Raw genomic sequence first — 20,695 nt, forward strand, 5'->3', positions numbered from 1 at the left:
ACCCTGATGGCCCACATGCCGGAACTGGGCGACAGTTCGCCCGGCGGCATGGCGGCGCTTGCAGGCCTTGCCCCCTTCAATGCCGATAGCGGCATTCACCGCGGCCAGCGCCATATCCGCGGCGGACGAAAGCGCGTTCGCGATGCCCTCTACATGGCGGCGCTGGTGGCCTACCGGTTAAAGTCGCCATTCGCCCGCATGGTTCAGGCCATGCAGGCCAAAGGCAAACCGTTCAAGGTCATGATCATTGCCATCGCCCGCAAACTGCTCGTCATCGCAAACGCCATGCTCAGGGATAAAACCACATTCCAAGCAGCTTGAAACAACATGCATCAATACAGTTGCCAGCCGGCGCGCGTCTGCGCGGCGCAAAGAGTCTTTTCACCCCAAGGACTTGGGCTGGCTGGATTCCTGTAACAAGCACAGGAATGAGGATGAGAGGATGCACACAGGGAAACCCGGACCTCACGCCGCCTCGACCGTCAGCGCTTCCGCATAATACCGAGCCTTCTGCCGCTCTTCGGCGATGGCGAGCTTGCGCACGGCATGCAGCAGTTCGAACAGCGTTTCGGAACCGTTGACGTCGCGGAAATGCGCCAGCAGTTCCGCCGAGACGGAGGCCGCCACATCAGAGAGCTGCGAGCGGGCGGCACGGCGCCACAGCAGCGTCGCCTCGATGAAGACGTCGACAACATCGCCGAAAAGACCGACCGACTGGAACAGCGCCTTCAAGGCATGCGGCCGCCCCGTCGCCAGAATGGCGCGCACCTTGCGGTCATCGAGACTGGAGAGATTGACCATGGCCGCCGTGAAAAATTCCAGCCGGCCCGAACAGACGGCATGGATGAGTAGCGCCGGCGTCAGTTCCAGCCGCTGGCGCAGATGCTCCACCAGCGCCGGCAGCTCCGGCGAGGAGACACTGGCGGCGAGAAGGATGGTGGCGGAATCTTCAGCCTCGCGGAAAAGACTGTCGGCACGGTTGCGTGCGATCATTGCGTGAACCAGCGCGGAGCCCGCGAGAGCTTCGCTGATGCGGCCCATCAACAGGTGACGCGCATCGGCGGGCAGCGCCTCGCGGCGAAGCAGGAGGTCGCGAATATCGGCATCCGAGCCATGGCGCTCGGCGATGCGCCTGAGCGAAAACGGCGTGATGAAGGCATCGTCGTTTTCGAGCAGGATGATGGTTTCCGGCAGGTCGCCGACTTCGGCAAGCGCTGCGCAGACACCGCGCGGCAGGCCCGGCCTTGCGGCGATGAGCGCGCGCGTCAGGCTTTCTCCACGCCCGGCGAGATCGACCAGATCGGCCTCGCCGAGAACCGGTGAACGTGCAATGACGGTGCAGGCAATTTCCGGCTGGTCTTCGGCGAGTGAAACGAGAATGGCGCGCGGTGCCTCATGGGCATCCGCCAGCGCCTCGGCAAGCGCCAGTCGTACACGCGGCGAAGGATCGTCGAGCAGATAGGTCATCGCCATATAGGCGGCATCGCGGTTCTCGCGCGCCATGTCGGACTGAAGATAGGCACGGCCGAGAGCATTGGCGGCTTTCGCCCGCTCGGTCGAGCCAGCCTTTTCAGACCAGCGAAGAAATGCCTGTACGATCACCTGAGCCTCGAAAACATTCGCAACAATGGATGGCGGCATCATCGCCGCCACCATGTATAAAACTCTAGGCGCAAATGGTTTACGTTTGGTTCACCATAAAAATTAACCGTAGCCGAACAAGGACTATATTGACGGCGCAGTAGAGGGGCGCTGCAGCTGGAATACATCGCTGCCGCCATCGCAGTAATCCATATAGCCCATGCGCGCCACGGGTCGCGACAGCCCCATATCGATGCGCCCGTCGCGAATGATCGTTTCATCGATATGGATCGCCATGACCTGTCCGATCACCATCCACGAATCCGCCGGCTGGCCGTCAACGTCCTTAAGCTGCTGTATCTGGGTCACGCGGCATTCCAGAACCGCCAGCGCCTCGCCCACGAAAGGCGCATCCACCACCCGCCCGTCGACGGCGGTGAGACCGGCAAGGGCGAACTCGTCGACATCATAGCCAACCGGTGCGGAAGACGCATTCATCCGGTCCACCAGATGGCGGCTGACGAGATTGGCGGTGAAGACGCCGGTTTCCTCGACATTGCGCAGGCTGTCCTTCCTGCCGCTGGAGGAGAACATCACAAGCTTTGGCCGGTCTGAAATCGCATTGAAGAAGGAATAGGGCGAGAGGTTGAGGGAACCGTCCCTGCCCTTCGAGCCGATCCAGCCGATCGGACGCGGTGCGACGATGGCCTTGAACGGATCGTGCGGCAGGCCATGCTGGTTGGTGTCCGTGGTGTAGAACATCAAACGTCCCCGACCCAGGTGACGACATCGGCAAGCTCCGGCCGCGGCCGCTCCACCGGCGGGAATGTTGTCGAGCCGATATGAATGAACCCGGCCACCTTCTCTTCCGCGCCCACCTCGATTTCCGCGAGAAATGCGGAATCGAAAGCAAACCATTCCGTCAGCCAGTTCGCTGCAAAACCGCTGGCATTGGCGGCGAAGATGAGGTTGAGGCACACCGCACCGGCGGACATGACCTGTTCCCATTCCGGAATCTTGAAATGCGGCTTTGCGGTGCTGATGACGGCGATAACGACGGGCGCGCGGGTGAAGCGGGTGCGTTCCGCTTCCTGCTGCTGCAGGTCCAGTTCCGGGTTCTTTTCAAGCGCGATCCTCAGCGCCGTCTCACCGAGACGCACGCGCTCCTCGCCGCGATAGACGACGAAGCGCCAGGGGGCGAGCTTGCCATGGTCAGGCACACGCACGGCAAGGCGAAGGATGTCCTCGATTTCCGCCTTCGAAGGCCCCGGCTCGGCAAGTTGCAGGGCCGGCGTGGAACGGCGAACCTTGAGATAATCGAGGAGCTTGATATCATTTGTCATGATCAAAAATCTTCCATTCTGCTGTCATCGCAAAAACATGGGCCTTGAAATAGCCACGGCATTGGTTTTGAAGTGATCCGGGAAAATCAAGAAGTCAATCGGTATCGAAAATGTCGGCAATCAAAATCGCGGCACGTCTGACCATTGCATGTGCCGTGCTTGGTCTTTTATCGCAAGCCGCTTTTTCACAGGACGCCTTCAAAGACTTCAAGCAGCTCGGCGGCACGCCGAAAATGCCGAAGCTGAACGCTTTCACCGCCCCTTCCGCACCCAAAGCCCCGGAAAGCACCGCCCGCGATATCACCATGGAAGCCAAGCTGACCAGCGAAGGTGAAGCGGTGAAGGAAGGCCTGTCCTGGCGCGTCTTCAGCCCCATTCCCGGCGCGGACGGCAAGTTGCCGATGCTGGCAAGTTCGGAAGGCGGCTCGGCGGAATTCCATCTGGTGCCGGGCGAATATTTCGTCAACGTCGCCTTCGGCCGTGCGGGCGTCACCAAGAAACTCAATGTCCCGGCCTCCGGCAATGTGCAGAAACAGGTGCTTATTCTCGATGCCGGCGGCTTCGTGCTGAATGCGGTTGCGGGTTCCGACAAGCAGATTTCCGGCAACCAGCTCAAATTTTCCGTCTATTCGTCAGACGCCCGCCCCGATGGCGAGCGCGGCCTCGTTATGGCCGATATCAAGCCCAACACCATCGTGCGCCTGAATGCCGGCACCTATCACGTGGTTTCCGAATATGGCAACGTCAACGCGGTGGTGCGCGCCGACATCCAGGTGGAAGCCGGCAAGCTGACGGAAGCGACGCTCCAGCATCAGGCCGCCCAGATCACCCTCAAGCTCGTTTCCGAAGAAGGCGGAGAAGCCATTGCCGATACGGCCTGGTCCGTGCTCAACGGCGGCGGCGACGTGGTAAACGAAAGCGTCAGCGCTTTTTCGACCATGGTGCTGGCGGAAGGCGAATATACCGCCATCGCCCGCAACAAGGACAAGGTCTACCAGCGCAACTTCAAAGTAACCTCCGGCCGGGATTCGGACGTGGAAGTGCTGATGAAGGATCAGGCGCCGGAAGATATGACCGGGGATTTCGAGTAGGCGTCACCTACATCTCATCCGTCATGCCGGACTTGATCCGGCATCCAGCCACGGCGCGTCTGCGCCGTGTGAAGAGTCTTTTGCGATCAAGGGCTTGATCGCGCTGGAACCCGGATCAAGTCCGGGGTGACGGAGTGTGGATGCTCCGCCTCTACCAATGACATCACTACCACTTTACATCGCACCGCAAACAAAAACGGCCCTCGAAGGGGCCGTAATCATTATCACGCAACCTGCTTTTTCGCCGCTAGCTTGCGCTTCACATCCGGCGGCGTTGCCTCGTCCACGAGGCTCGTAATCGCATCTTCCAGCGACATCGGCGTCTGGTTCTGCGAACCGAGACGGCGGATGTTGACGGTGCGCTCTTCCGCCTCTTTCCGTCCGCAGACGATGATGACCGGAACCTTCGTCACCGAATGCTCGCGGATCTTGTAATTGATCTTCTCGTTGCGGAAATCGGTCTCGACCGCCATGCCAGCTTCGCGCAGCGCTTCGGCAACCTCGCGGCCGTAATCGTCCGCATCCGAGGTGATCGTCGCGACCACGACCTGCAGCGGCGCAAACCACAGCGGCATATGGCCGGCGAAGTTCTCGATGAGAATGCCGAGGAAACGCTCCATCGAGCCGCAGATGGCGCGGTGAATCATCACCGGCTGCGTCTTTTCGGAGTTCTGGTCGATATAGAAGGCACCAAAACGTTCCGGCAGGTTGAAGTCCACCTGCGTCGTGCCGCACTGCCATTCACGGCCGATGGCGTCCTTCAGCGTATATTCGAACTTCGGCCCGTAGAACGCCCCCTCACCCGGCAGGATGCCGGTCTTGATGCGGCCTTCGGACTGTTCCTCGATGGTCTTCAGAACATCCATCATCACGCTTTCGGCGCGATCCCACAGATCGTCGGAACCGACGCGCTTTTCCGGACGCGTGGAGAGCTTGACGACGACTTCGCTGAAGCCGAAATCCTCGTAGACCGACAGGATCAGATCGTTGATGCGCAGGCATTCCGCCGCCATCTGCTCTTCCGTGCAGAAGACATGCGCATCATCCTGCGTAAAGCCGCGAACGCGCATCAGGCCGTGCAGAGCACCGGAAGCCTCATAGCGGTGCACAGTGCCAAATTCCGCAAGACGGACAGGCATTTCCCGGTAGGACTTCAAGCCATGCTTGAAGATTTGCACGTGCCCGGGGCAGTTCATCGGCTTGAGCGCAAAGACACGCTGATCGGCCTCCTCGTCATCGGGATGGGTAAAGGCATGGGCGGATTTTACCGCGAACATGTTTTCCTGATACCAACCCCAGTGACCGGAAGTTTCCCACAGCGACTTGTCGAGCACCTGCGGCGCGTTGACTTCCTGATAGGTGTTGGCGAGCCGCCGGCGCATATAGGCCGTCAGCGTCTGGAACATGCGCCAGCCCTTGCCATGCCAGAACACAACGCCCGGACCTTCTTCCTGGAAATGGAACAGGTCCATTTCGCGGCCGAGGCGGCGGTGGTCGCGCTTTTCGGCTTCGGCCAGCACGTGGAGATAATTGTCCAGCTCTTCCTGCGTCGCCCAGGCGGTGCCGTAGATGCGCGACAGCATCGCATTGTTGCTGTCACCGCGCCAATAGGCGCCGGCCACCTTCATCAGCTTGAAGGCCGTGCCAATCTGCCCCGTGGAGGCCATATGCGGACCACGGCAGAGATCGAACCAGTCACCCTGATAATAAATCTTCAGGTCCTGACCTTCCGGAATGGCGTCGACCAGCTCGACCTTGTAGTTCTCGCCCTTGGCGGCGAACACTTCCTTGGCCTTCTCGCGCGACCAGACCTCGCGGGTAAACGGCTTGTTGCGCAGGATGATTTCCTTCATGCGCTTTTCGATCTTCGGCAGATCTTCCGGCGTGAAGGGTTCGTTCTTGGCGAAGTCGTAATAGAAGCCGTTTTCGATGACAGGGCCGATCGTCACCTGCGTGCCGGGCCACAGTTCCTGCACGGCTTCGGCCATGACGTGGGCGGCATCGTGGCGGATGAGTTCCAGCGCACGGCCGTCTTCACGCGTGACGATCTCTATTTTGCCATCGGTGATGGTCTCGGACAAATCGCGCACGGTACCGTCAAGCGCAATGGCGACGGCCTTCTTGGCAAGCGATTTAGAAATGGATTCGGCGACCTCGCGGCCGGTCGTACCGGCGGGGTAGCTGCGCACGGATCCATCGGGAAATGTAAGGGAAACAGCTTCAGACATTGTCTAATCTCCTGTCCAGTCCCGCCAACGAATGCGGGTGGTGTTGGAATAATGATTTGCCCGCGACAAGCGGACAGGCAGGCTGATAAAGGCTTTTGCCATTGCAGTCAAAGGCGAAGGGTCGTTCAGCGAAGCATTTGCGCGAGACCATTGACCGTATTGGCGTTGCGGGTCGTGCCGATACCGAGCCTTTTGGTGGTCAGCACGGACAGCAGCCTGCTCTCGCTCGGCTTGCCGCAAAAATCGATCCATAGATCGCCGCCGGCAAGCGCGATCTTTTCCCTCTCACGGTATTTCTCCAGCAATTCGAGGACGCCGTTGTCCAGCGGCGCGCGCATCACCCGAACGCAGACATCCGGCGGATTGCCCTGGGCGAAGGGATTGTCCGCCACCAGTTTCAGCCAGTCGCCGCCCGAACGAACGAGAATATCGACATGTTTGCCGAAGCGGTCTTCGAAGGCGCGCTCCAGCCTCTCCTCAATCTCACGAACAGGTGCCGCCCCGGCGCGAAAAACCAGATTTCCAGTCGCGACCAGCGTTCTGCATTCGGCAAATCCCAGCTCTTCCGCCAAGGCCCTGAGATCGGCCATGACGAGCCGCTTGCCCGCGCCGAGCACGATGCTGTGCAGCAGGGCCACATAGTCATTCATCGATGCAGGCTCCAGTAACGCCACGGCATCCACCAGCGCCTGCCGCCATCGAGCGCTTCCGGCACCGGGTCCAGCCCGCTGGTGCCGCCCGGCCCGCAGCGCGCGACGCGAAACAGCGTCATCCACCCGCCGGCCCATAGCCCGTGTCGGGCAATGGCTTCATAGCCATATTCGGAACAGGTGGGGATATGGCGGCAGGAATTCCCGATGAAGCCGGATAGCGTCAGCTGATAAAACCGGATGAAACCGACGCCCAGAAGCCGCCCCGGCGTTTTGGCAAAGCTGCCTGTCCAGTTGCGGGATCGGCCCGCTTTTTCCGTCGTCTGCTGGTGCCGGCAGCCCGGTTCGCCGCACATCGCCTAACCTGCGGCGTTGAGAGCCGGCCGCCCCTCGATCTGGTCGAGCGCATCGACCACCGCTTCGAAGGTCAGCATGGTGGAGGCGTGGCGCGCTTTGAAATCGCGGACGGGCTGAAGCACCCGCATGTCTTCGAAACGGCCCGCGGGCCCCTCGCCGTCCTGTTTCAGCATGGCGAGCATGTCTTCCCGCGCCTGCCGGATTTCGCCGCTGGAAGCCCCGATGATGTGGTGCGCCATGATGGAGGCGGAGGCCTGGCCGAGCGCGCAGGCGCGAACCTCATGCGAAAACGCCGTCACGATGCCGCCTTCGACCTTCAGATAGACCTTGAGCTTAGACCCGCACAGCCGGGAGTGTTTCTCGGCGCTGGCGTCGGCATCCTCAAGAACGCCGATGAGCGGAATATTCCCGGCAAAGTCCAGAATGCGATTATTGTAGATATCGTCCATCGTCGGTGCCCGGCGCGCTCGAGATTGCCCAAAAACAGGACAGGTCAAATTTTTCAAACACAGCGTTTGTCGCAGTGAAGCTTTCCTGCCCTCCATTCTCAATATATGCTAACGAGCTTTCTGGACATCAAGCCGTGATGAAATTAACGGCTCCGATACCGAAATAACAGCATCGGTCTTGCCAAAATGCTGTAAAACAACCAGATAGCAGCAACTGCGAACATGAGTTCGCGATGAAAAACGAATTCAGGTGCGGCCTTTACCCGCATCGGGAGAGACGGAATGGATGCGATCGTGAAGAATTTCCCCGGCGCTGGCGCAAAACCCGACGTGGCAGAAGCTCGCCCAAGCCAGGCCGAAGCGGAAGAAGCAGTGCGCGTTCTCTTGCGCTGGGCAGGAGAAAATCCCGCCCGCGAAGGACTTCTGGATACGCCGAAGCGCGTCGCCAAGGCCTATCGCGAGCTTTTTGCCGGTTATGAGCTGAACGTTCAGGACGTGCTCGGCACGACCTTCGAGGAAGTCGGCGGTTATGACGATGTGGTGCTGGTGCGCGACATCCCCTTCTTCTCCCATTGCGAACACCATATGGTGCCTATCGTCGGCAAGGCGCATGTCGCCTATCTTCCGGCCGGCCGCGTGCTCGGCCTGTCGAAGATCGCCCGCGTCGTCGAAATCTTCGGCCGCCGCCTGCAGACGCAGGAAAACATGACCGCGCAGATCGCCAGATCGATCGAGGAAACCCTGAAACCGCGCGGTGTGGCCGTCATGATCGACGCCGAACATATGTGCATGTCCATGCGCGGCGTAAACAAGCAGGGGTCGACGACGCTGACCACCAGCTTCACCGGCACGTTCAAGAACGATCCGGCCGAACAGGTGCGCTTCATGACCATGGTGCGGAACCGCTAAGCGTTGGACCGAAAAGTGTAGCGCGGGTTTCCGAGAAACCCGATGCCCAGACAAATTTTGGAGTGGCGGACTGATTCCATTGCCTCCGCCGCTCTGAAACCTTCCGCTTTTCTCCCGGGGTAGCCATGTCCATTTCGTTTCCGTCCGCACCTGCGGACAAGGAAGTGCTCGAAAACGCAGGTCTTTTTTCGCCGAAATTCGATGCCCACGGCCTCGTCACCGCCGTGGTCACCGATGCCCGTGACGGCGAGTTGCTGATGGTCGCCCATATGAATGCGCAAGCCCTGTCGCTGACGCTGGAGACGGGCATCGCCCACTATTACAGCCGTTCGCGCGACAAAATCTGGAAGAAGGGCGAAACGTCAGGCAATCTGCAGACGGTGAAGGAATTCCGCACCGATTGCGATCAGGACGCCGTGTGGCTGAAGGTCTCCGTCGCCGGCCATGACGCGACCTGCCATACCGGCCGCCGCTCGTGCTTTTATCGTACCGTCGAACTCTCCAATGGTGAAGCTGTGACCAGGATCACCGACGACACCCGCCATTTCGATCCGGCCACCACCTATTCCGACACATAAACGGCCACCTTCCATCGGCCGCACCAATTTGCTACCAATATAATAGGCTTCAGGGATTTGAGGGAAGCCTGAGGAACTGGCAGGGAGTGCGGTCATGTTGGGATGGGGAAATCGTCACAATCAACTTGCGGCTGGAAATCCCGAAGCCACCGGCAATGAGCCGCCCGTCACCCAGATCGTCGACAAGCACCGCATAGCGCTCGCCCTTGGCGGCGGTGCGGCGCGCGGCTGGGCCCATATCGGTGTGCTGCGGGCGCTGGACGAGGCTGGCGTGAAGATCGGCATGATTGCGGGTACGTCGATCGGCGCGCTGGTGGGCGGTTGTTATCTCGCCGGCAAGCTCGATGAGCTGGAGGAGTTCGCCCGTTCGCTGACGATGCGCCGCATTGCCGGCCTGCTCGATCTCACCATCGGCGGCGGCGGGCTCTTCGGCGGCATGCGGCTGACCAAACGCATGCAGGAACATCTGGAGGGCCTGCGCGTCGAAAACCTCGACCATCCCTTCATCGCCGTCGCGACGGAACTGCGCACCGGCCACGAGGTCTGGATTCACCAAGGCGATCTCGTCACCGCGCTGCGCTCTTCCTATGCGCTGCCGGGCATTTTCGAACCCGTGCAGTGCAACGGTCGCACCCTGATAGACGGTGCGCTCGTCAACCCCGTGCCGGTTTCGGTCTGCCGAGCCTATGAGCAGGCGCTGGTCGTCGCCGTCAATCTGAATTACGACCTTTTCGGCCGTTCCGCCGTGGTCAAGCACGCCGCCTCGCCATCGCATGGCGGCGTCGCACCGGCGGTGGAAAGCCCGCCGCGTCCCGGCCTGCCGGGCGTCATGGTGCAGGCGTTTAACATTATTCAGGACCGGATTTCGCGCTCGCGCCTGGCGGGCGATCCTCCAGACCTGATGATGCATCCCCGCATCAACGATATCGGCCTCTCGGAATTCCATCGCGCCAGCGAAGCCATCGACCGGGGATATGAGGAAACGCGCTCCCGCATTCCGGAGCTTGAGCGCATGCAGCAGGCATTCCGGCGCTGATGCGCGAGACCCTCGCCTCATTCCTGTGCTTGTGACAGGAATGAGGGAAGTAATACGCTTCGCGAACTAACTCACCCGGCAATATAGGCCTTGATGTGCTCCGCTTCGGCTTCGATCTCGCCGATCCGCGCCTTAACCACGTCACCGATGGAAATGATGCCGGCAAGGCGGCCATTCTCTTCAACCGGCACATGCCTGAAGCGTCCGCCCGTCATGATTTCCATCAGCTCATCGGTGGTGGAATTGTGATGACAGCGTATGACATTCTTGGTCATGGCCACCGACACGGATTGCTGGAGGGAAGCGGCACCCTGGCCCGCCACGGCCTTTACGAGATCGCGCTCCGTGAAGATGCCGAGAACGACGCCATCGGCGTCGGTCACGACGACGGAACCGATCTTATGCGCGTGCAGCGTTCCCGCCGCCTCACCGATGCTGACCTCCGGACCGACAGTCACGACGTCCCGGCCCTTGCGGTCGAGAAGATCCTTTACGAATGTTGGCATGCCTTCCTCCTCTTTGCAGCGATACGCAGCGCCGCAGTCTCCCCCGGCGCTTGCAAATCATGGGATATCGTGCGCTGAGGTCCGCATGAATGCAATCCCGGATGGGACGCGCGAAAGCAAATTTGCGCCACGGCCGACAAGGAGCGTGATCGGCTCAGGCCAGCCGTCGATCGAAAAGCCCGAAGAACAGGAAGCCGAGCAGAAAGCCGAAGACATGCGCATCCCAGGCGATTTCACCGCCGACATCGCCGAACAGCGGCACGCCGACCGCAATCAGCACATTGCCGAACAGCCACATCAGCGTGAAGATCAGCACGGTGCGGTTGGAAAGCGCCGCAAGAATGCTCTGCCGCGGCATCAGATGGCCGAAGGAGGCGCTATATCCGCCACGCGCGGGAAAGGCGAAGCGGCAAGCCGCGCCCATCAGCGCCGATACGACACCGGATGCGCCAATGAGCACCGTCACATCACCCCAGTTCAGGGCGGCATGGCCGAAGGCGGAAACGGCGGCGGAAATGCACCATAACAGTACGAAGCGCACTGTTCCGATCCGGCGCAGAACCGGCGCGCCGAAGGCCATCAGCCACAATCCGTTAAAGAGAATGTGCTCGATGCCGCCATGCAGGAAAGAATAGGTCACCGGCGTCCAGAGCCATTCCAGCCCCTGCTGGGAAAACGGCACCGCATAACGCAGCGGAATGAAGCCGAAGGTGAAGATGAACCAGCCATTGCCTTCCTCCGAAAGAAGATAGGCGGGAACGACATAAGCGACGATCAGCGCGGCCAGAATGCTGACCAGCAGCGATGGCAGGTTGAAGACGGGATTGTTCGTGTCGTCTTTCGGCTCCGGCGTTTCCGAAACCGGCGGCTGTTCGCCGTCCCCATAGGACATGATCCCATCCCTGTCTTGGTCGAATTTTGCGTCCCCGAGCAATATAGGAAGCCCGAACGAAAAAAAAGCCGTCCCGCCCTTGAAGCGCTCGACGCCCAAACCGCTAGCGGCAAGGACGCCGGGCCGCGGGCGGTCCGGCTTGCGGGCCCGCCTTAAAATAACAGGCGACGCCATCGAATTGTGCTGACGGAGCTTTCCCCGACATGGCCGCTCCGATGCCACGACTATCGCCATCGGGCAATATCAACCCTTTGTTAACCTTAATAAATTCACTTGGCACGAAAATCGCTACGCCTCCAGATACAGACGTTCGGATGGACATGATGTCCCAAAAACGAACATGGAGAGATGCTATGAAGAGCATGGCCGGACTGGACATATATGCCTATTGGGATGAACTGCGCGGCAAGCGATCGGCCCCGCGACGCGAGGACATCGATCCCGCAAAGCTGAAACATCACCTTGGCGATCTTTTTATCCTCACGGACAAGGGAGAGAACACCCCGTTCTTCCGCCTTGCCGGTACTCGTCTTTGCGATCTGTTCGGGCGGGAATTGCGGGATCGCCCGTTTTCGGAATTGTGGCAGCCGGCAAATGCCGTCTTCCCCTGCCGCGTCGCGCGCGGCATCCTGCACCACCAGTTACCCGTGGTCTTCGATGTCGAGGCGGAGGACGGCCATGGCGCGGCACCGCTGGCGTTCGAAATGCTGCTCCTGCCGCTTCGCACCGATCCCGACGCCGCCCCAAGGTTGCTCGGGGCGCTGCTTGCGGAGCGGCCGAGACACGAATTCGCCGCGCCCATCCAGTGCCTGTCCATGAAAAGCAGCCGCCTGCTGCGCCTGGACATCGCGCCGGAAGGGTATCCGCTGAACAAGGGGGCCGAGGATACACCGCGCGCCGAAAGCTGCTGACGGACCTGTTCCAACGCTCCCGCCCCTCCGGGAGAGGTCCGGCAGCGCCGGAATCTCAAAAAAATACGTCAGAACTGCAACAATATTGCCGATCAGAAAAATTGTAGAGGTTAAACAATACAGTCTGTTAACTCGCGCAAGGTAGAAATTTACCGTCATCATTCATTACAATTGCGCTGCCCATGTTTTCGTCCCGCTCGGTCAACACCGCCCAAATCCTGCGTCCGGTTGAGGAAGCTCATCTCGACGACGCCGTCCGCGTGTCCTTCACCGGCCGCCTGATGTTGCCCGACCATGAAGAATATGATTGCACCGCGACCGAGATGACCGCCGAAAGAGCGCAGTTCACCTGCTCGGGCATTGCCCGCCACGGCGACCGCGTCATCGCCTATCTCCAGCATATCGGCCGCATCGAAGGCACGGTGACATCGCTCACCGCATCGGGCTTCCTCATCGCCATCAACGCGCCGGAGCGCAAGCGGGAAAAACTCGCCGCGCAGCTCGCCTGGATTGCCAAGCGTCAATTGCTCGGCCTGCCGGAAGACCGCCGCCACGACCGCCTGACGCCGCGTAATGCGAGGGCCCAGCTCGTTCTGGAAGACGGCGTGCTCGTCGCCTGCCGGCTGATCGACCTTTCCCTGTCGGGCGCGGCAATCGAGATCGAAAACCGGCCGCCGCTCGGAAGCCGGGTCCAGCTCGGCAAGAACATGAGCGGCAAGATCGTGCGCCACTTCATGGAAGGCGTCGCCGTGGAATTCGACCGCGTCCAGTCACCCGACGCACTGATCGAGTTTCTCTAACTAATTCCACCCGGACACGGCAGGTTTTGCGCCCGTAAGAATGCGTGCAGCATTTTTGGCGCGTTTTGCGCTCGACCCAATCGCATAATTGCGAAGATTCCCGGACGGCCCCTTGACGGGCTATGTTCTGTCTTCGGCCATATCGGGCCGCTTCTGGCGTCAGGTGCTTCATTCTCATTTCTCGCTACCGAACTTCCATTTTCACGCCCTGACGCTTACGGCAGACCGGCCTGGATCCATCATAGTCGGTAAAAGGGATAAGCGCGGCGGATCATGTTGCGCCATTGGCCAGCTCATCCACGGCGCGAAAACCGCTCCGCAAAACTTTTTTCCAGAAAAAATGCAGTTTTTTTGAAGTTTTTTTGTCGCTTTTTCCGGCCTGTATCAACCTGAAACAGCCATCCCAAAACGGGAAATCCACCTCTTCGGCAAGTGTCGCCAGCCGGCCGCGCGCGAAAACGGACACCGCAGCACGCGGAAAACCGCTGTCAATACAGCGGTCTAGATGGCTACCAAAAACCTAAAGCCACGATGCGTAAAATTGTAATAAAATTTGCTTCAAACACGCATAAAAACTAGTTCGAATACAGTTCAAAACAACGGCTAATTTGCTGAAATTTAAGCTCAAATTGCGCTTCGCAAATTTCCGCCGGGTCAAAATATACCTGCGAATGTCTCCTCACCACGGGGAGACAAGCAATGAACAAGAACAACCGTTTCGTTTTCACTCTGATCGCATTCATCGTCAGCGCCTTCGCGCATCAGGCAAGCGCCTCGCCGGCCGCCGTCATGCGCGTCATCGGCAAGGCCAACCCGCCGATCGGCCACTATGAATTCTGCCAGACCTATCAGAGCGAATGCCAGCCGACATCGCTGGACAACGGCCCGATGAAGCTGACCGAAGAGCGCTGGAAGACGATGCTCGACGTCAACTACACCGTCAACACCACCATCACGCCGATGACCGACATGGAAATCTATGGCGTCGAAGAACGCTGGGCCTATCCCACCACGGTCGGCGATTGCGAAGACTTCGTGCTCCTGAAGCGCAAGATGCTGATGAACAAGGGCTTCTCCGCCTCCAACCTGTTGATCACCGTGGTTCTGCAGCCGAATGGCGAAGGCCACGCCGTTCTGACCGTCCGCACCGATCGTGGCGATTTCGTTCTCGACAACATGCGCAACAAGGTCATGAACTGGTCGGAAACCGAATATACCTACCTGAAGCGCCAGGACACCGCCAATCCCGGCCGCTGGGTGAAAATTCAGGATGGCCGCGCCACCACTGCGGTCGGCGGTATCAACTGACCGCACGACCGACCCGTCTCCCCCAAATGAAAAAGCCGGCTCCGCAAGGATGCCGGCTTTTTCATTGTCAAATCCGTTGAGCGTCAGAGCAGCCCAAGCTCCGCCAGTTCCCGCCTGAGATCGGAAGGCATGTCCTCGCCGCCCGTGCCGCCGCCGAGATCGCGGGGCGCCTCGTCGTCCTTCAGGTAACGCCAGCCCTGAAACGGGCGCTTCGGCGCAGGTGAGGTTTCGATGACCTCCGGGCCGAGAATGAGATCGCAGCGGGAAATACCGTCTTCCCCCTTGAAGGAGCGGATATCGAGAAGTTTCTGCCGTGCCTGCACCTGCCCCTTGATGACCCAGTAAAGCGAACCGCCCTCGAGCAATTCCTCAACACGTTTCGGGATCATCCGGGTTGTGTGGACGCTGTGCGGCTCAAGGCCCGCGGCTATTGCGGTGAGCGCACGATGCGCGACCCAGTCTCTCAAGTCCTGGATTGAATCCGCACCGACGCAAAGTTTGATGAGATGTAAAGGCATGGTTCTATCAATGCCTTTTTGCGGCGGGCGTCAAGCATGGCAACCATGCCTGACGCCCTGCCCGTTCAGCACTCCACAACGTTCACGGCAAGGCCGCCGGTGGAGGTTTCCTTGTATTTCTCGCTCATGTCGTTGCCGGTCTGGCGCATGGTCTCGATACAGGCATCGAGCGGCACGAAATGCTGGCCGTCGCCCTTCAGCGCCAGCGAGGCCGCCGTCACCGCTTTCACCGCGCCCATGGCATTACGTTCGATGCACGGCACCTGCACAAGCCCGGCAATCGGATCGCAGGTCATGCCGAGATGATGCTCGAGCGCGATCTCGGCGGCATTTTCCACCTGTTCTGGCGATCCGCCCATGACCGCGGCAAGGCCTGCCGCCGCCATGGCGGAAGCCGAGCCCACCTCGCCCTGACAGCCCACTTCCGCGCCTGAAATCGAGGCATTGTGCTTGATGATGCCGCCGATGGCGGCCGCCGTCAGCAAAAAGTCGCGCACGTCATCGACGCTCGCATCCTCATGGAAATGCCGGAAATATCTGACGGTGGCAGGAACGACGCCCGCCGCACCGTTGGTCGGCGCGGTCACCACGCGACCGCCGGCGGCGTTTTCCTCGTTGACCGCCATGGCGTAAACGCTCAGCCAGTCATTGGCCATGACCGGGTTCAGCCGGTTGCTGCGCCATTCCGCATTCAGCTTCTCGTAAATGGAGCGGGCGCGGCGGCGCACCTTCAGGCCGCCAGGCATGATGCCGTCCACTTTCAGACCGCGCTCGATGCAGCCGTTCATCGCCTCCCAGATCTGGTCGAGACGCTCGTTCAGCTCCTCGCGGGAAACCACCGTCTCCTCGTTGGCCCGCTTCATCTGGGCGATGGTGCGGCCGGAACGGGCCGCCATATCCAGCATTTCCCGCGCGGTGGCGAAGGGATAAGGCACGCGCGGACCGTTATCGATGGTCTTGCCACGCTGCTTGATCGCCTCCAGCTCCGTATCGGTGACGACGAAACCGCCGCCGACGGAATAATAGATGCGCTTGACAAGCAGCCTGCCCTGATTGTCGAAGGCGGAAAAAATCATGCCGTTGGCATGGCCGGGCAGCGGGTTCTTCTTGTCGAAGACCAGATCTTCGGCCGGGCGGAACACATAGGAAGGATGGCCGGGCGGCGTCACGGTGCCGGCGTTTTCCACCGTCTCGATGATGGCGTCCATCGCATCGGGGTCGACAATATCCGGCCGTTCGCCGGTGAGGCCGAGAATGACGGCACGCCCGGTACCGTGGCCGATGCCGGTAAAGGCGAGCGAGCCATGCAGGCTGACCTTCAGCTGCGCAACGGCCGCGCCTGCCGGCCGCGGCCACTCATCGCTAAGGATCAGCGCCAGAAAGCGGTTGGCTGCCGTCATCGGCCCCATCGTATGGGAGCTCGAAGGACCGATACCGATCTTGAAGACGTCAAAGACCGAAAGAAACATGAAGTTCGCCTTGAATAAGAATGGATTCCACCACCATCATATCCAAAGCCAAAACGGATCGCCACAAAAGAGCGTCAGCGGTTTGCGCAGCTGCGACATAATTGCCCTCAAACGAAAACAGCACGGTTTCCAAAGGAAAACCGCGCCGTTTCAAAACCCGTCATTCAGGAGAGATGCTTATGGGCTGCCAAAAATGTACGTCAATGCGAGAAAAGCGGCAAAGCCTGCAAGTGCGCGCAAGGTGACGCCCCAGCAGGATTTCTGAGCGGTTTCTTCCATGATTACTCCAGCTATTCACTCTCCGGGGGATCTTCAAGACCCGGCCCGTTGAGGCAAGCATTTATTAAAATCTGGCGGCGAAGGCAAATGCAAAAAGCGGCTAAATGAAGGCGTTTTCGACAGGCTGCCATTCGCCCCGCGCATAGGTATGTGAAAAAACAAGGTGTTAGCGTGAGGCCCGTAGAAGCGCCATTTTGGGCTTCGCCGCAATTTAGGCTAAAGTGTAACCGTTATTTAAAGCTTTCCTACAAACATCTGTTGAAAACCCCGCCTACCAAACACCTTACGGTCGAATTTCTTGCGCTGAAGCGTCGCGCCTTGAAAGGGCATGACCTGTGCTTTATCGACAATGGCAACGGCAACGATGCGAGTCACCCCATGCAGCAGGCATCCTCCTTCCCCGATCGCGAAACAGTCGCATCGAAACTCACTTCGCTTGCAAGCGAGGATAAAGCCTGGGTGCTGCTGTTGATGGAAAACGCCCTGCAGGACGAGAACCTGCTGGCTGGCCTCAATCTTTATCTCGACCAGCAGACCAATGCCCGCTTCCTCAACAGCCTGAAGCTGGAAACGACTGGCGAATGGCTTGGCGGCAATGCCCCTGCCCGGCTGCAGATCCGCATCATGGAAACCGCAAGGGCGAGCCAGCACCCCGCTTTTCTCGCCTTCCGCAAGGGACTGACGGCATCGGCCGGTCTCGAAAAAGCCTATCCCAAGGCGCCGATCTGATCGTTCAGGCTAATCCGGCACCCTGTCGACAACGGCGATGATGGGCCCCATCAGGAACAGCGAGTCCCGCCTTTTCATTGCGGGAATATCGACGCTGGATATGGTGCCGTCGAGATAGAGCGCATTCGGCGCGTGCAGCACATCCCTGAACAGCGTGGCGAAATCGTAAAAGCGCACGGTATTTTCCGAAATGGCGAAATGCACCATGCCATCGCGGGAAACGCCGACGCCGTTGCGCCGCTTCAGGCTGTCGCTATCGGGCAGAAAGCGCGGATGCAGCTTGCCATCGATGACGAGCATCGGCCCGGATTGCGTGGCGAAGTCCGGCGTGGAATCCGCTGCCAGGTAGGCCTGCGTTTCCAGCACGCCGGCCGCCGCCCCCTTCAGATAAAACACGCCATTGGGCAGAAGATGAAAATTGCCCCAGCCGCCGCCGGTGCTGATCGGCGAGCGTTCGATGCCATTTTCGATAAAGAGGCCGACAGGGGAATAGTCCGAATGGTACATGCCGCCATTCATGGCAAAGACGCTGAACATGTGCTGCCGCCACAGCGCCGACGAGAGAGCAGCGAAGGAGCCATATCCCTGGCCGGAGACATGATCGCGGTCGTAAATCCGGATGGTGCTTTTTGCCGGGTCGAAACTGCAGACGGTATAACGACCACCGGCATGGTCCATGATCCTGCAGAAATCCGCCTGCCCGCCGGCCTGAGCCGAAAATGGCAACAGCAAAGGCAACAGCAGCTTCGCCAGTCTTTTCATCGATCCGTTCATGCCCGCCCCGTGATTCTTGTCGGCGCACATTCGCAGGAAAATTCGGTCAAAGAAAAGGCGTCACCCGTGTTTCAGGATGACGCCGGACCTTTAAGGGGAGATGTCGTCAGCGACGGGCGGCGCGGTCCACATTGCGGCCGGCATCCTGCGTCGCGTCGACGGCGTTCGCCGTGTCACGACCCATGCCGCGAATGGTGTTACCACAGGAGCTCAGGGTGACAACGGTCAACAAAGCCACGAAAACGGTCGAAAGAATGCGTGTGATCATGTGAAACTACTCCCCTATGACTTGCCGTCCAAAGGCAAGTACCGATGTGATATGCGTCACAATAACGTGAGTCCCAAAAATCCGTTCCAGCAGCATTTCAAAAAATCCTGTCGATGAAAATTAACATGGTTTTGAAGTTCCCGAGAGAAACTCGGCATCCGGATCGTGGCTTAGGAAAATCCCGTGGGTGATATGACTGACATCAACAATCGGCTTCTGGTGATGACGGCAGGCGGTGTGAACCCCAATGTCATGATCAATGCGCTGGCGGCCCGATTTCCCGACATCCATGTTTTCATGGAGCAACCGGAAAGCAAGTCGGTCATTCTCAGGCGGCGCGCGCGACGGCTCGGCTGGATTGTCGCTGCGGGCCAGATGGCGACGATGATCGCCTCGCGGCTCGGCAAGCGCTTCACGGTTCGCAGAAGCAATGAGATCATCGCCGAACACGGCCTTTCTCCCGATCTCCATCACAGTCTCCCCGTCACCCAATTCGCCTCGCTCAACGATGAGGAATGCCGCAAGGCCGCCAATCTGCTGAAACCGGCGGCGATCTTCACCATTTCCTGCCGCCTGCTGACACCGACCACGCTTCAGGCCCTGCAATGCCCGGTCATCAATTTCCATGCCGGCATCAATCCTGCCTATCGCGGGCAGATGGGCGGATACTGGGCGCTGGTGGAAAAAGACCGCGGCAATTTCGGCGCGACCGTGCATCTGGTCGACAAGGGCGTGGATACCGGCGCCACGCTCTACGAGAAGCGGCTGAAACCATCGCCTTCCGACACGATTGCCACTTACCCCCTGCTTTTGACCGCCGCTTCGGTGGATATTGCCGTCAGCGCCATCGAGGACGCCCTTTCCGGCAGCCTTGCGCCGCAGCCGCCCTCACCCGGAAAATCGGTACTGCGCTTCCCGCCGACCATCTGGACATGGCTTTGGAACGGCCTGACGAAACGGATCTGGTGAAGCCACGCGTCAGGGATTGGGGCCGAGCTTCGTCGCAGATGCAAGCCTGTCTTGCCGCAACAGGCACAGACTTCGCCGCAAAATAGGTGCATGATAATAAAAAGGATCACGCACAAATTGCCCGATATCTCCACCGCTTCCATCATTCCCGCGTCCATCGAAGCCTCGCCGGCGCAGGTGCTTGGCTCGACCGACCTTGCCGGTCTCTTTCCGCAGGGTGTGCGCGTCTATCTCACCGACACTGGAGCGGCCTCGCAGGAAAGGCTCGTTGAAGCCGCAGGACATTTGCGCGATCTCGGTTATGAGCCGGTGCCGCATCTTGCAGCGCGACGCATCCCCTCCCGCGCAGCGTTTGAGGAACAGGTAAAACGGCTTGCCGGAGAAGCGGGCGTAACCGATGTTCTGGTTGTCGGTGGCGGCGTCGACCGGCCGGCCGGTCCCTTCGCATCCAGCATGGACATCCTGTCCACCGGCATTTTCGACCGTTGCGGCATAAGACAGATCGCCATCGCCGGCCACCCGGAAGGCAGCCCCGATTTCAACGAGGAGACGGCCATGGCCGCACTCAGGCTGAAACGCGATTTTGCCGAAAGAAGCGATGCCGCAATGCGCATTGTCACCCAGTTCGGTTTCGATCCCGCGCGTTTCATCGCCTGGGCGGAAGGACTTGCGGCGTCAGGCATCGAGCTTCCGGTGCATATCGGCGTTTCCGGCCCGGCCAAGATCACGACGCTTTTGAAATATGCCGCGCTTTGCGGCGTCGGCAATTCAATCGCCTATCTCAAGAAGAACGCGCTTTCGCTGACAACGCTTGCCAAGGGCCATTCACCGGAAAGCGTCGTCGGACCCATCGAGCGGCACTGGCAGGCCAATCCGCAAGGGCCGATCCGGCAAATTCACGTCTTCCCCTTCGGCGGATTGCAGAATTCGGCCGACTGGCTGGTCAAGCGTGGAAGCTGGCAAACCGGCGCGGTGGACAGTTCGGCATCGCCGGATTCGATGGCGGGCTAAAACCGCGATTCTAACGGCGCGACGGGCCACGGCCGCCGC

26 protein-coding genes are annotated in these 20,695 nt (G+C 59.9%); 12 read left to right on the plus strand and 14 right to left on the minus strand.

Features of this window, described 5'->3' with window-relative positions; all coding sequences use genetic code 11:
* Positions 1 to 321: transposase (locus F3H58_RS00005; protein ID WP_149740832.1), on the plus strand; the 321-nt coding region annotated here is incomplete at its 5' end.
* A 144-nt stretch (positions 322 to 465) separates the two neighbouring features.
* On the opposite strand, the gene F3H58_RS00015 is transcribed toward F3H58_RS00005, so the two are convergent.
* The 3 genes from F3H58_RS00015 to F3H58_RS00025 all read right to left on the minus strand — a co-directional run bounded on the left by F3H58_RS00015 (position 466) and on the right by F3H58_RS00025 (position 2,924).
* Entirely contained in the window at positions 466 to 1,656 is a 1,191-nt protein-coding gene (locus F3H58_RS00015) for a DUF2336 domain-containing protein (protein ID WP_149740834.1), read from the minus strand.
* A gap of 69 nt (positions 1,657 to 1,725) precedes the next feature.
* Positions 1,726 to 2,343 (minus strand): flavin reductase family protein, encoded by a 618-nt coding sequence (locus F3H58_RS00020; protein ID WP_065655140.1) that lies wholly within the window; start codon positions 2,341 to 2,343, stop codon positions 1,726 to 1,728.
* The gene (locus tag F3H58_RS00025; RefSeq protein ID WP_020808944.1) at positions 2,343 to 2,924 is read right to left on the minus strand and encodes a nitroreductase family protein; all 582 of its coding nucleotides are present in this window, start codon (positions 2,922 to 2,924) and stop codon (positions 2,343 to 2,345) included. The genes F3H58_RS00020 and F3H58_RS00025 overlap by 1 nt, the downstream gene beginning before the upstream one ends.
* A gap of 110 nt (positions 2,925 to 3,034) precedes the next feature.
* On the opposite strand from F3H58_RS00025, the gene F3H58_RS00030 reads away from it, so the two are divergent.
* Positions 3,035 to 4,015: an RgsD C-terminal domain-containing protein gene (locus F3H58_RS00030; protein ID WP_149740835.1), complete on the plus strand. Its 981-nt coding sequence runs from the start codon at positions 3,035 to 3,037 to the stop codon at positions 4,013 to 4,015.
* Positions 4,016 to 4,239: 224 nt separating this feature from the next.
* Here F3H58_RS00030 and thrS read toward each other — a convergent pair whose 3' ends face one another.
* The 4 genes from thrS to F3H58_RS00050 all read right to left on the minus strand — a co-directional run bounded on the left by thrS (position 4,240) and on the right by F3H58_RS00050 (position 7,699).
* Entirely contained in the window at positions 4,240 to 6,243 is a 2,004-nt protein-coding gene (gene thrS / locus F3H58_RS00035; RefSeq protein ID WP_065655142.1) for a threonine--tRNA ligase, read from the minus strand.
* A gap of 125 nt (positions 6,244 to 6,368) precedes the next feature.
* Positions 6,369 to 6,893, minus strand: coding sequence for a DUF1697 domain-containing protein (locus tag F3H58_RS00040; RefSeq protein WP_149740836.1), 525 nt, complete (start codon positions 6,891 to 6,893; stop codon positions 6,369 to 6,371).
* Complete coding sequence (gene yidD, locus F3H58_RS00045; RefSeq protein WP_149740837.1) at positions 6,890 to 7,249, minus strand: membrane protein insertion efficiency factor YidD; 360 nt, start codon at positions 7,247 to 7,249, stop codon at positions 6,890 to 6,892. Before yidD ends, F3H58_RS00040 begins: the two co-directional genes overlap by 4 nt.
* 3 nt (positions 7,250 to 7,252) lie before the next feature.
* Positions 7,253 to 7,699: an iron-sulfur cluster assembly scaffold protein gene (locus tag F3H58_RS00050; protein ID WP_065655145.1), complete on the minus strand. Its 447-nt coding sequence runs from the start codon at positions 7,697 to 7,699 to the stop codon at positions 7,253 to 7,255.
* 282 nt (positions 7,700 to 7,981) lie between these two features.
* Between F3H58_RS00050 and folE the strand changes: the two genes are divergently transcribed.
* From folE to F3H58_RS00065, 3 genes are all read left to right on the plus strand, one after another.
* Positions 7,982 to 8,608 carry a GTP cyclohydrolase I FolE gene (gene folE / locus F3H58_RS00055; RefSeq protein ID WP_003495569.1) on the plus strand — a complete coding sequence of 209 codons (627 nt, stop codon included), beginning with the start codon at positions 7,982 to 7,984 and terminating at the stop codon, positions 8,606 to 8,608.
* A 125-nt stretch (positions 8,609 to 8,733) separates the two neighbouring features.
* Positions 8,734 to 9,186 (plus strand): phosphoribosyl-AMP cyclohydrolase, encoded by a 453-nt coding sequence (gene hisI / locus F3H58_RS00060; protein ID WP_149740838.1) that lies wholly within the window; start codon positions 8,734 to 8,736, stop codon positions 9,184 to 9,186.
* A 94-nt stretch (positions 9,187 to 9,280) separates the two neighbouring features.
* Positions 9,281 to 10,222, plus strand: coding sequence for a patatin-like phospholipase family protein (locus F3H58_RS00065; RefSeq protein ID WP_149740839.1), 942 nt, complete (start codon positions 9,281 to 9,283; stop codon positions 10,220 to 10,222).
* Between the two features lie 71 nt (positions 10,223 to 10,293).
* Here F3H58_RS00065 and F3H58_RS00070 read toward each other — a convergent pair whose 3' ends face one another.
* Together F3H58_RS00070 and F3H58_RS00075 are read right to left on the minus strand one after the other, a co-directional pair.
* Positions 10,294 to 10,728 carry a CBS domain-containing protein gene (locus F3H58_RS00070; RefSeq protein WP_003523399.1) on the minus strand — a complete coding sequence of 145 codons (435 nt, stop codon included), beginning with the start codon at positions 10,726 to 10,728 and terminating at the stop codon, positions 10,294 to 10,296.
* Between the two features lie 154 nt (positions 10,729 to 10,882).
* Positions 10,883 to 11,620: a rhomboid family intramembrane serine protease gene (locus F3H58_RS00075; protein ID WP_149740840.1), complete on the minus strand. Its 738-nt coding sequence runs from the start codon at positions 11,618 to 11,620 to the stop codon at positions 10,883 to 10,885.
* Between the two features lie 353 nt (positions 11,621 to 11,973).
* On the opposite strand from F3H58_RS00075, the gene F3H58_RS00080 reads away from it, so the two are divergent.
* Positions 11,974 to 12,531 carry a PAS domain-containing protein gene (locus tag F3H58_RS00080; protein ID WP_188128719.1) on the plus strand — a complete coding sequence of 186 codons (558 nt, stop codon included), beginning with the start codon at positions 11,974 to 11,976 and terminating at the stop codon, positions 12,529 to 12,531.
* A 182-nt stretch (positions 12,532 to 12,713) separates the two neighbouring features.
* Complete coding sequence (locus tag F3H58_RS00085; protein ID WP_003508056.1) at positions 12,714 to 13,331, plus strand: PilZ domain-containing protein; 618 nt, start codon at positions 12,714 to 12,716, stop codon at positions 13,329 to 13,331.
* A gap of 271 nt (positions 13,332 to 13,602) precedes the next feature.
* Here the strand turns inward: F3H58_RS00085 and F3H58_RS00090 are convergent, their stop codons facing one another.
* Positions 13,603 to 13,797, minus strand: a complete 195-nt coding sequence (locus F3H58_RS00090; RefSeq protein ID WP_149740842.1) for a hypothetical protein — start codon at positions 13,795 to 13,797, stop codon at positions 13,603 to 13,605.
* Positions 13,798 to 14,030: 233 nt separating this feature from the next.
* Here F3H58_RS00090 and F3H58_RS00095 point away from each other — a divergent pair, with 233 nt between their 5' ends.
* Positions 14,031 to 14,639: a transglutaminase-like cysteine peptidase gene (locus F3H58_RS00095; RefSeq protein WP_003523403.1), complete on the plus strand. Its 609-nt coding sequence runs from the start codon at positions 14,031 to 14,033 to the stop codon at positions 14,637 to 14,639.
* 83 nt (positions 14,640 to 14,722) lie between these two features.
* Here the strand turns inward: F3H58_RS00095 and F3H58_RS00100 are convergent, their stop codons facing one another.
* Positions 14,723 to 15,157, minus strand: a complete 435-nt coding sequence (locus tag F3H58_RS00100) for a DUF1489 family protein (protein ID WP_035260632.1) — start codon at positions 15,155 to 15,157, stop codon at positions 14,723 to 14,725.
* Positions 15,158 to 15,222: 65 nt separating this feature from the next.
* On the minus strand, positions 15,223 to 16,626 hold the full coding sequence (locus F3H58_RS00105) for an L-serine ammonia-lyase (RefSeq protein WP_149740843.1): 1,404 nt from the start codon (positions 16,624 to 16,626) through the stop codon (positions 15,223 to 15,225).
* Between F3H58_RS00105 and F3H58_RS27070 the strand changes: the two genes are divergently transcribed.
* Both F3H58_RS27070 and F3H58_RS00115 read left to right on the plus strand, forming a co-directional pair.
* Positions 16,625 to 16,891, plus strand: coding sequence for a hypothetical protein (locus F3H58_RS27070; protein ID WP_185740874.1), 267 nt, complete (start codon positions 16,625 to 16,627; stop codon positions 16,889 to 16,891). The two genes, F3H58_RS00105 and F3H58_RS27070, sit on opposite strands and share 2 nt — an antisense overlap.
* Before the next feature lie 392 nt (positions 16,892 to 17,283).
* Positions 17,284 to 17,634: a hypothetical protein gene (locus F3H58_RS00115; RefSeq protein ID WP_065655212.1), complete on the plus strand. Its 351-nt coding sequence runs from the start codon at positions 17,284 to 17,286 to the stop codon at positions 17,632 to 17,634.
* A gap of 9 nt (positions 17,635 to 17,643) precedes the next feature.
* Here the strand turns inward: F3H58_RS00115 and F3H58_RS00120 are convergent, their stop codons facing one another.
* Both F3H58_RS00120 and F3H58_RS00125 read right to left on the minus strand, forming a co-directional pair.
* Positions 17,644 to 18,396, minus strand: coding sequence for a phosphodiester glycosidase family protein (locus F3H58_RS00120; protein WP_502706406.1), 753 nt, complete (start codon positions 18,394 to 18,396; stop codon positions 17,644 to 17,646).
* Between the two features lie 118 nt (positions 18,397 to 18,514).
* Positions 18,515 to 18,676: an entericidin domain-containing protein gene (locus F3H58_RS00125; RefSeq protein WP_003495552.1), complete on the minus strand. Its 162-nt coding sequence runs from the start codon at positions 18,674 to 18,676 to the stop codon at positions 18,515 to 18,517.
* 192 nt (positions 18,677 to 18,868) lie between these two features.
* Between F3H58_RS00125 and F3H58_RS00130 the strand changes: the two genes are divergently transcribed.
* Together F3H58_RS00130 and F3H58_RS00135 are read left to right on the plus strand one after the other, a co-directional pair.
* Positions 18,869 to 19,645: a formyl transferase gene (locus F3H58_RS00130; RefSeq protein WP_149741311.1), complete on the plus strand. Its 777-nt coding sequence runs from the start codon at positions 18,869 to 18,871 to the stop codon at positions 19,643 to 19,645.
* 90 nt (positions 19,646 to 19,735) lie between these two features.
* The gene (locus tag F3H58_RS00135; RefSeq protein WP_149740845.1) at positions 19,736 to 20,656 is read left to right on the plus strand and encodes a methylenetetrahydrofolate reductase; all 921 of its coding nucleotides are present in this window, start codon (positions 19,736 to 19,738) and stop codon (positions 20,654 to 20,656) included.
* Positions 20,657 to 20,695 lie beyond the last annotated feature (39 nt).

The organism is Rhizobium sp. NFACC06-2 (genome assembly GCF_900101425.1).
Taxonomy (GTDB): domain Bacteria; phylum Pseudomonadota; class Alphaproteobacteria; order Rhizobiales; family Rhizobiaceae; genus Agrobacterium; species Agrobacterium leguminum.

Excerpts from the sequence above, each read along its gene's own strand:
- F3H58_RS00070 (WP_003523399.1), bottom strand. The coding sequence starts at position 10,728 with ATGCCAACATTCGTAAAGGATCTTCTCGACCGCAAGGGCCGGGACGTC.
- F3H58_RS00075 (WP_149740840.1), bottom strand. The coding sequence starts at position 11,620 with ATGTCCTATGGGGACGGCGAACAGCCGCCGGTTTCGGAAACGCCGGAG.
- thrS (WP_065655142.1), bottom strand. The coding sequence starts at position 6,243 with ATGTCTGAAGCTGTTTCCCTTACATTTCCCGATGGATCCGTGCGCAGC.
- hisI (WP_149740838.1), top strand. The coding sequence starts at position 8,734 with ATGTCCATTTCGTTTCCGTCCGCACCTGCGGACAAGGAAGTGCTCGAA.
- F3H58_RS00135 (WP_149740845.1), top strand. The coding sequence starts at position 19,736 with ATGATAATAAAAAGGATCACGCACAAATTGCCCGATATCTCCACCGCT.
- F3H58_RS00065 (WP_149740839.1), top strand. The coding sequence starts at position 9,281 with ATGTTGGGATGGGGAAATCGTCACAATCAACTTGCGGCTGGAAATCCC.
- F3H58_RS00030 (WP_149740835.1), top strand. The coding sequence starts at position 3,035 with ATGTCGGCAATCAAAATCGCGGCACGTCTGACCATTGCATGTGCCGTG.
- F3H58_RS00040 (WP_149740836.1), bottom strand. The coding sequence starts at position 6,893 with ATGAATGACTATGTGGCCCTGCTGCACAGCATCGTGCTCGGCGCGGGC.
- F3H58_RS00100 (WP_035260632.1), bottom strand. The coding sequence starts at position 15,157 with ATGCCTTTACATCTCATCAAACTTTGCGTCGGTGCGGATTCAATCCAG.
- F3H58_RS00120 (WP_502706406.1), bottom strand. The coding sequence starts at position 18,396 with ATGAAAAGACTGGCGAAGCTGCTGTTGCCTTTGCTGTTGCCATTTTCG.
- F3H58_RS00105 (WP_149740843.1), bottom strand. The coding sequence starts at position 16,626 with ATGTTTCTTTCGGTCTTTGACGTCTTCAAGATCGGTATCGGTCCTTCG.
- F3H58_RS00095 (WP_003523403.1), top strand. The coding sequence starts at position 14,031 with ATGAACAAGAACAACCGTTTCGTTTTCACTCTGATCGCATTCATCGTC.
- F3H58_RS00085 (WP_003508056.1), top strand. The coding sequence starts at position 12,714 with ATGTTTTCGTCCCGCTCGGTCAACACCGCCCAAATCCTGCGTCCGGTT.
- F3H58_RS00115 (WP_065655212.1), top strand. The coding sequence starts at position 17,284 with ATGCAGCAGGCATCCTCCTTCCCCGATCGCGAAACAGTCGCATCGAAA.
- F3H58_RS00130 (WP_149741311.1), top strand. The coding sequence starts at position 18,869 with ATGACTGACATCAACAATCGGCTTCTGGTGATGACGGCAGGCGGTGTG.
- F3H58_RS00020 (WP_065655140.1), bottom strand. The coding sequence starts at position 2,343 with ATGTTCTACACCACGGACACCAACCAGCATGGCCTGCCGCACGATCCG.
- F3H58_RS00015 (WP_149740834.1), bottom strand. The coding sequence starts at position 1,656 with ATGGTGGCGGCGATGATGCCGCCATCCATTGTTGCGAATGTTTTCGAG.
- folE (WP_003495569.1), top strand. The coding sequence starts at position 7,982 with ATGGATGCGATCGTGAAGAATTTCCCCGGCGCTGGCGCAAAACCCGAC.
- F3H58_RS00080 (WP_188128719.1), top strand. The coding sequence starts at position 11,974 with ATGAAGAGCATGGCCGGACTGGACATATATGCCTATTGGGATGAACTG.
- yidD (WP_149740837.1), bottom strand. The coding sequence starts at position 7,249 with ATGTGCGGCGAACCGGGCTGCCGGCACCAGCAGACGACGGAAAAAGCG.
- F3H58_RS00025 (WP_020808944.1), bottom strand. The coding sequence starts at position 2,924 with ATGACAAATGATATCAAGCTCCTCGATTATCTCAAGGTTCGCCGTTCC.
- F3H58_RS00050 (WP_065655145.1), bottom strand. The coding sequence starts at position 7,699 with ATGGACGATATCTACAATAATCGCATTCTGGACTTTGCCGGGAATATT.
- F3H58_RS27070 (WP_185740874.1), top strand. The coding sequence starts at position 16,625 with ATGAAGTTCGCCTTGAATAAGAATGGATTCCACCACCATCATATCCAA.
- F3H58_RS00125 (WP_003495552.1), bottom strand. The coding sequence starts at position 18,676 with ATGATCACACGCATTCTTTCGACCGTTTTCGTGGCTTTGTTGACCGTT.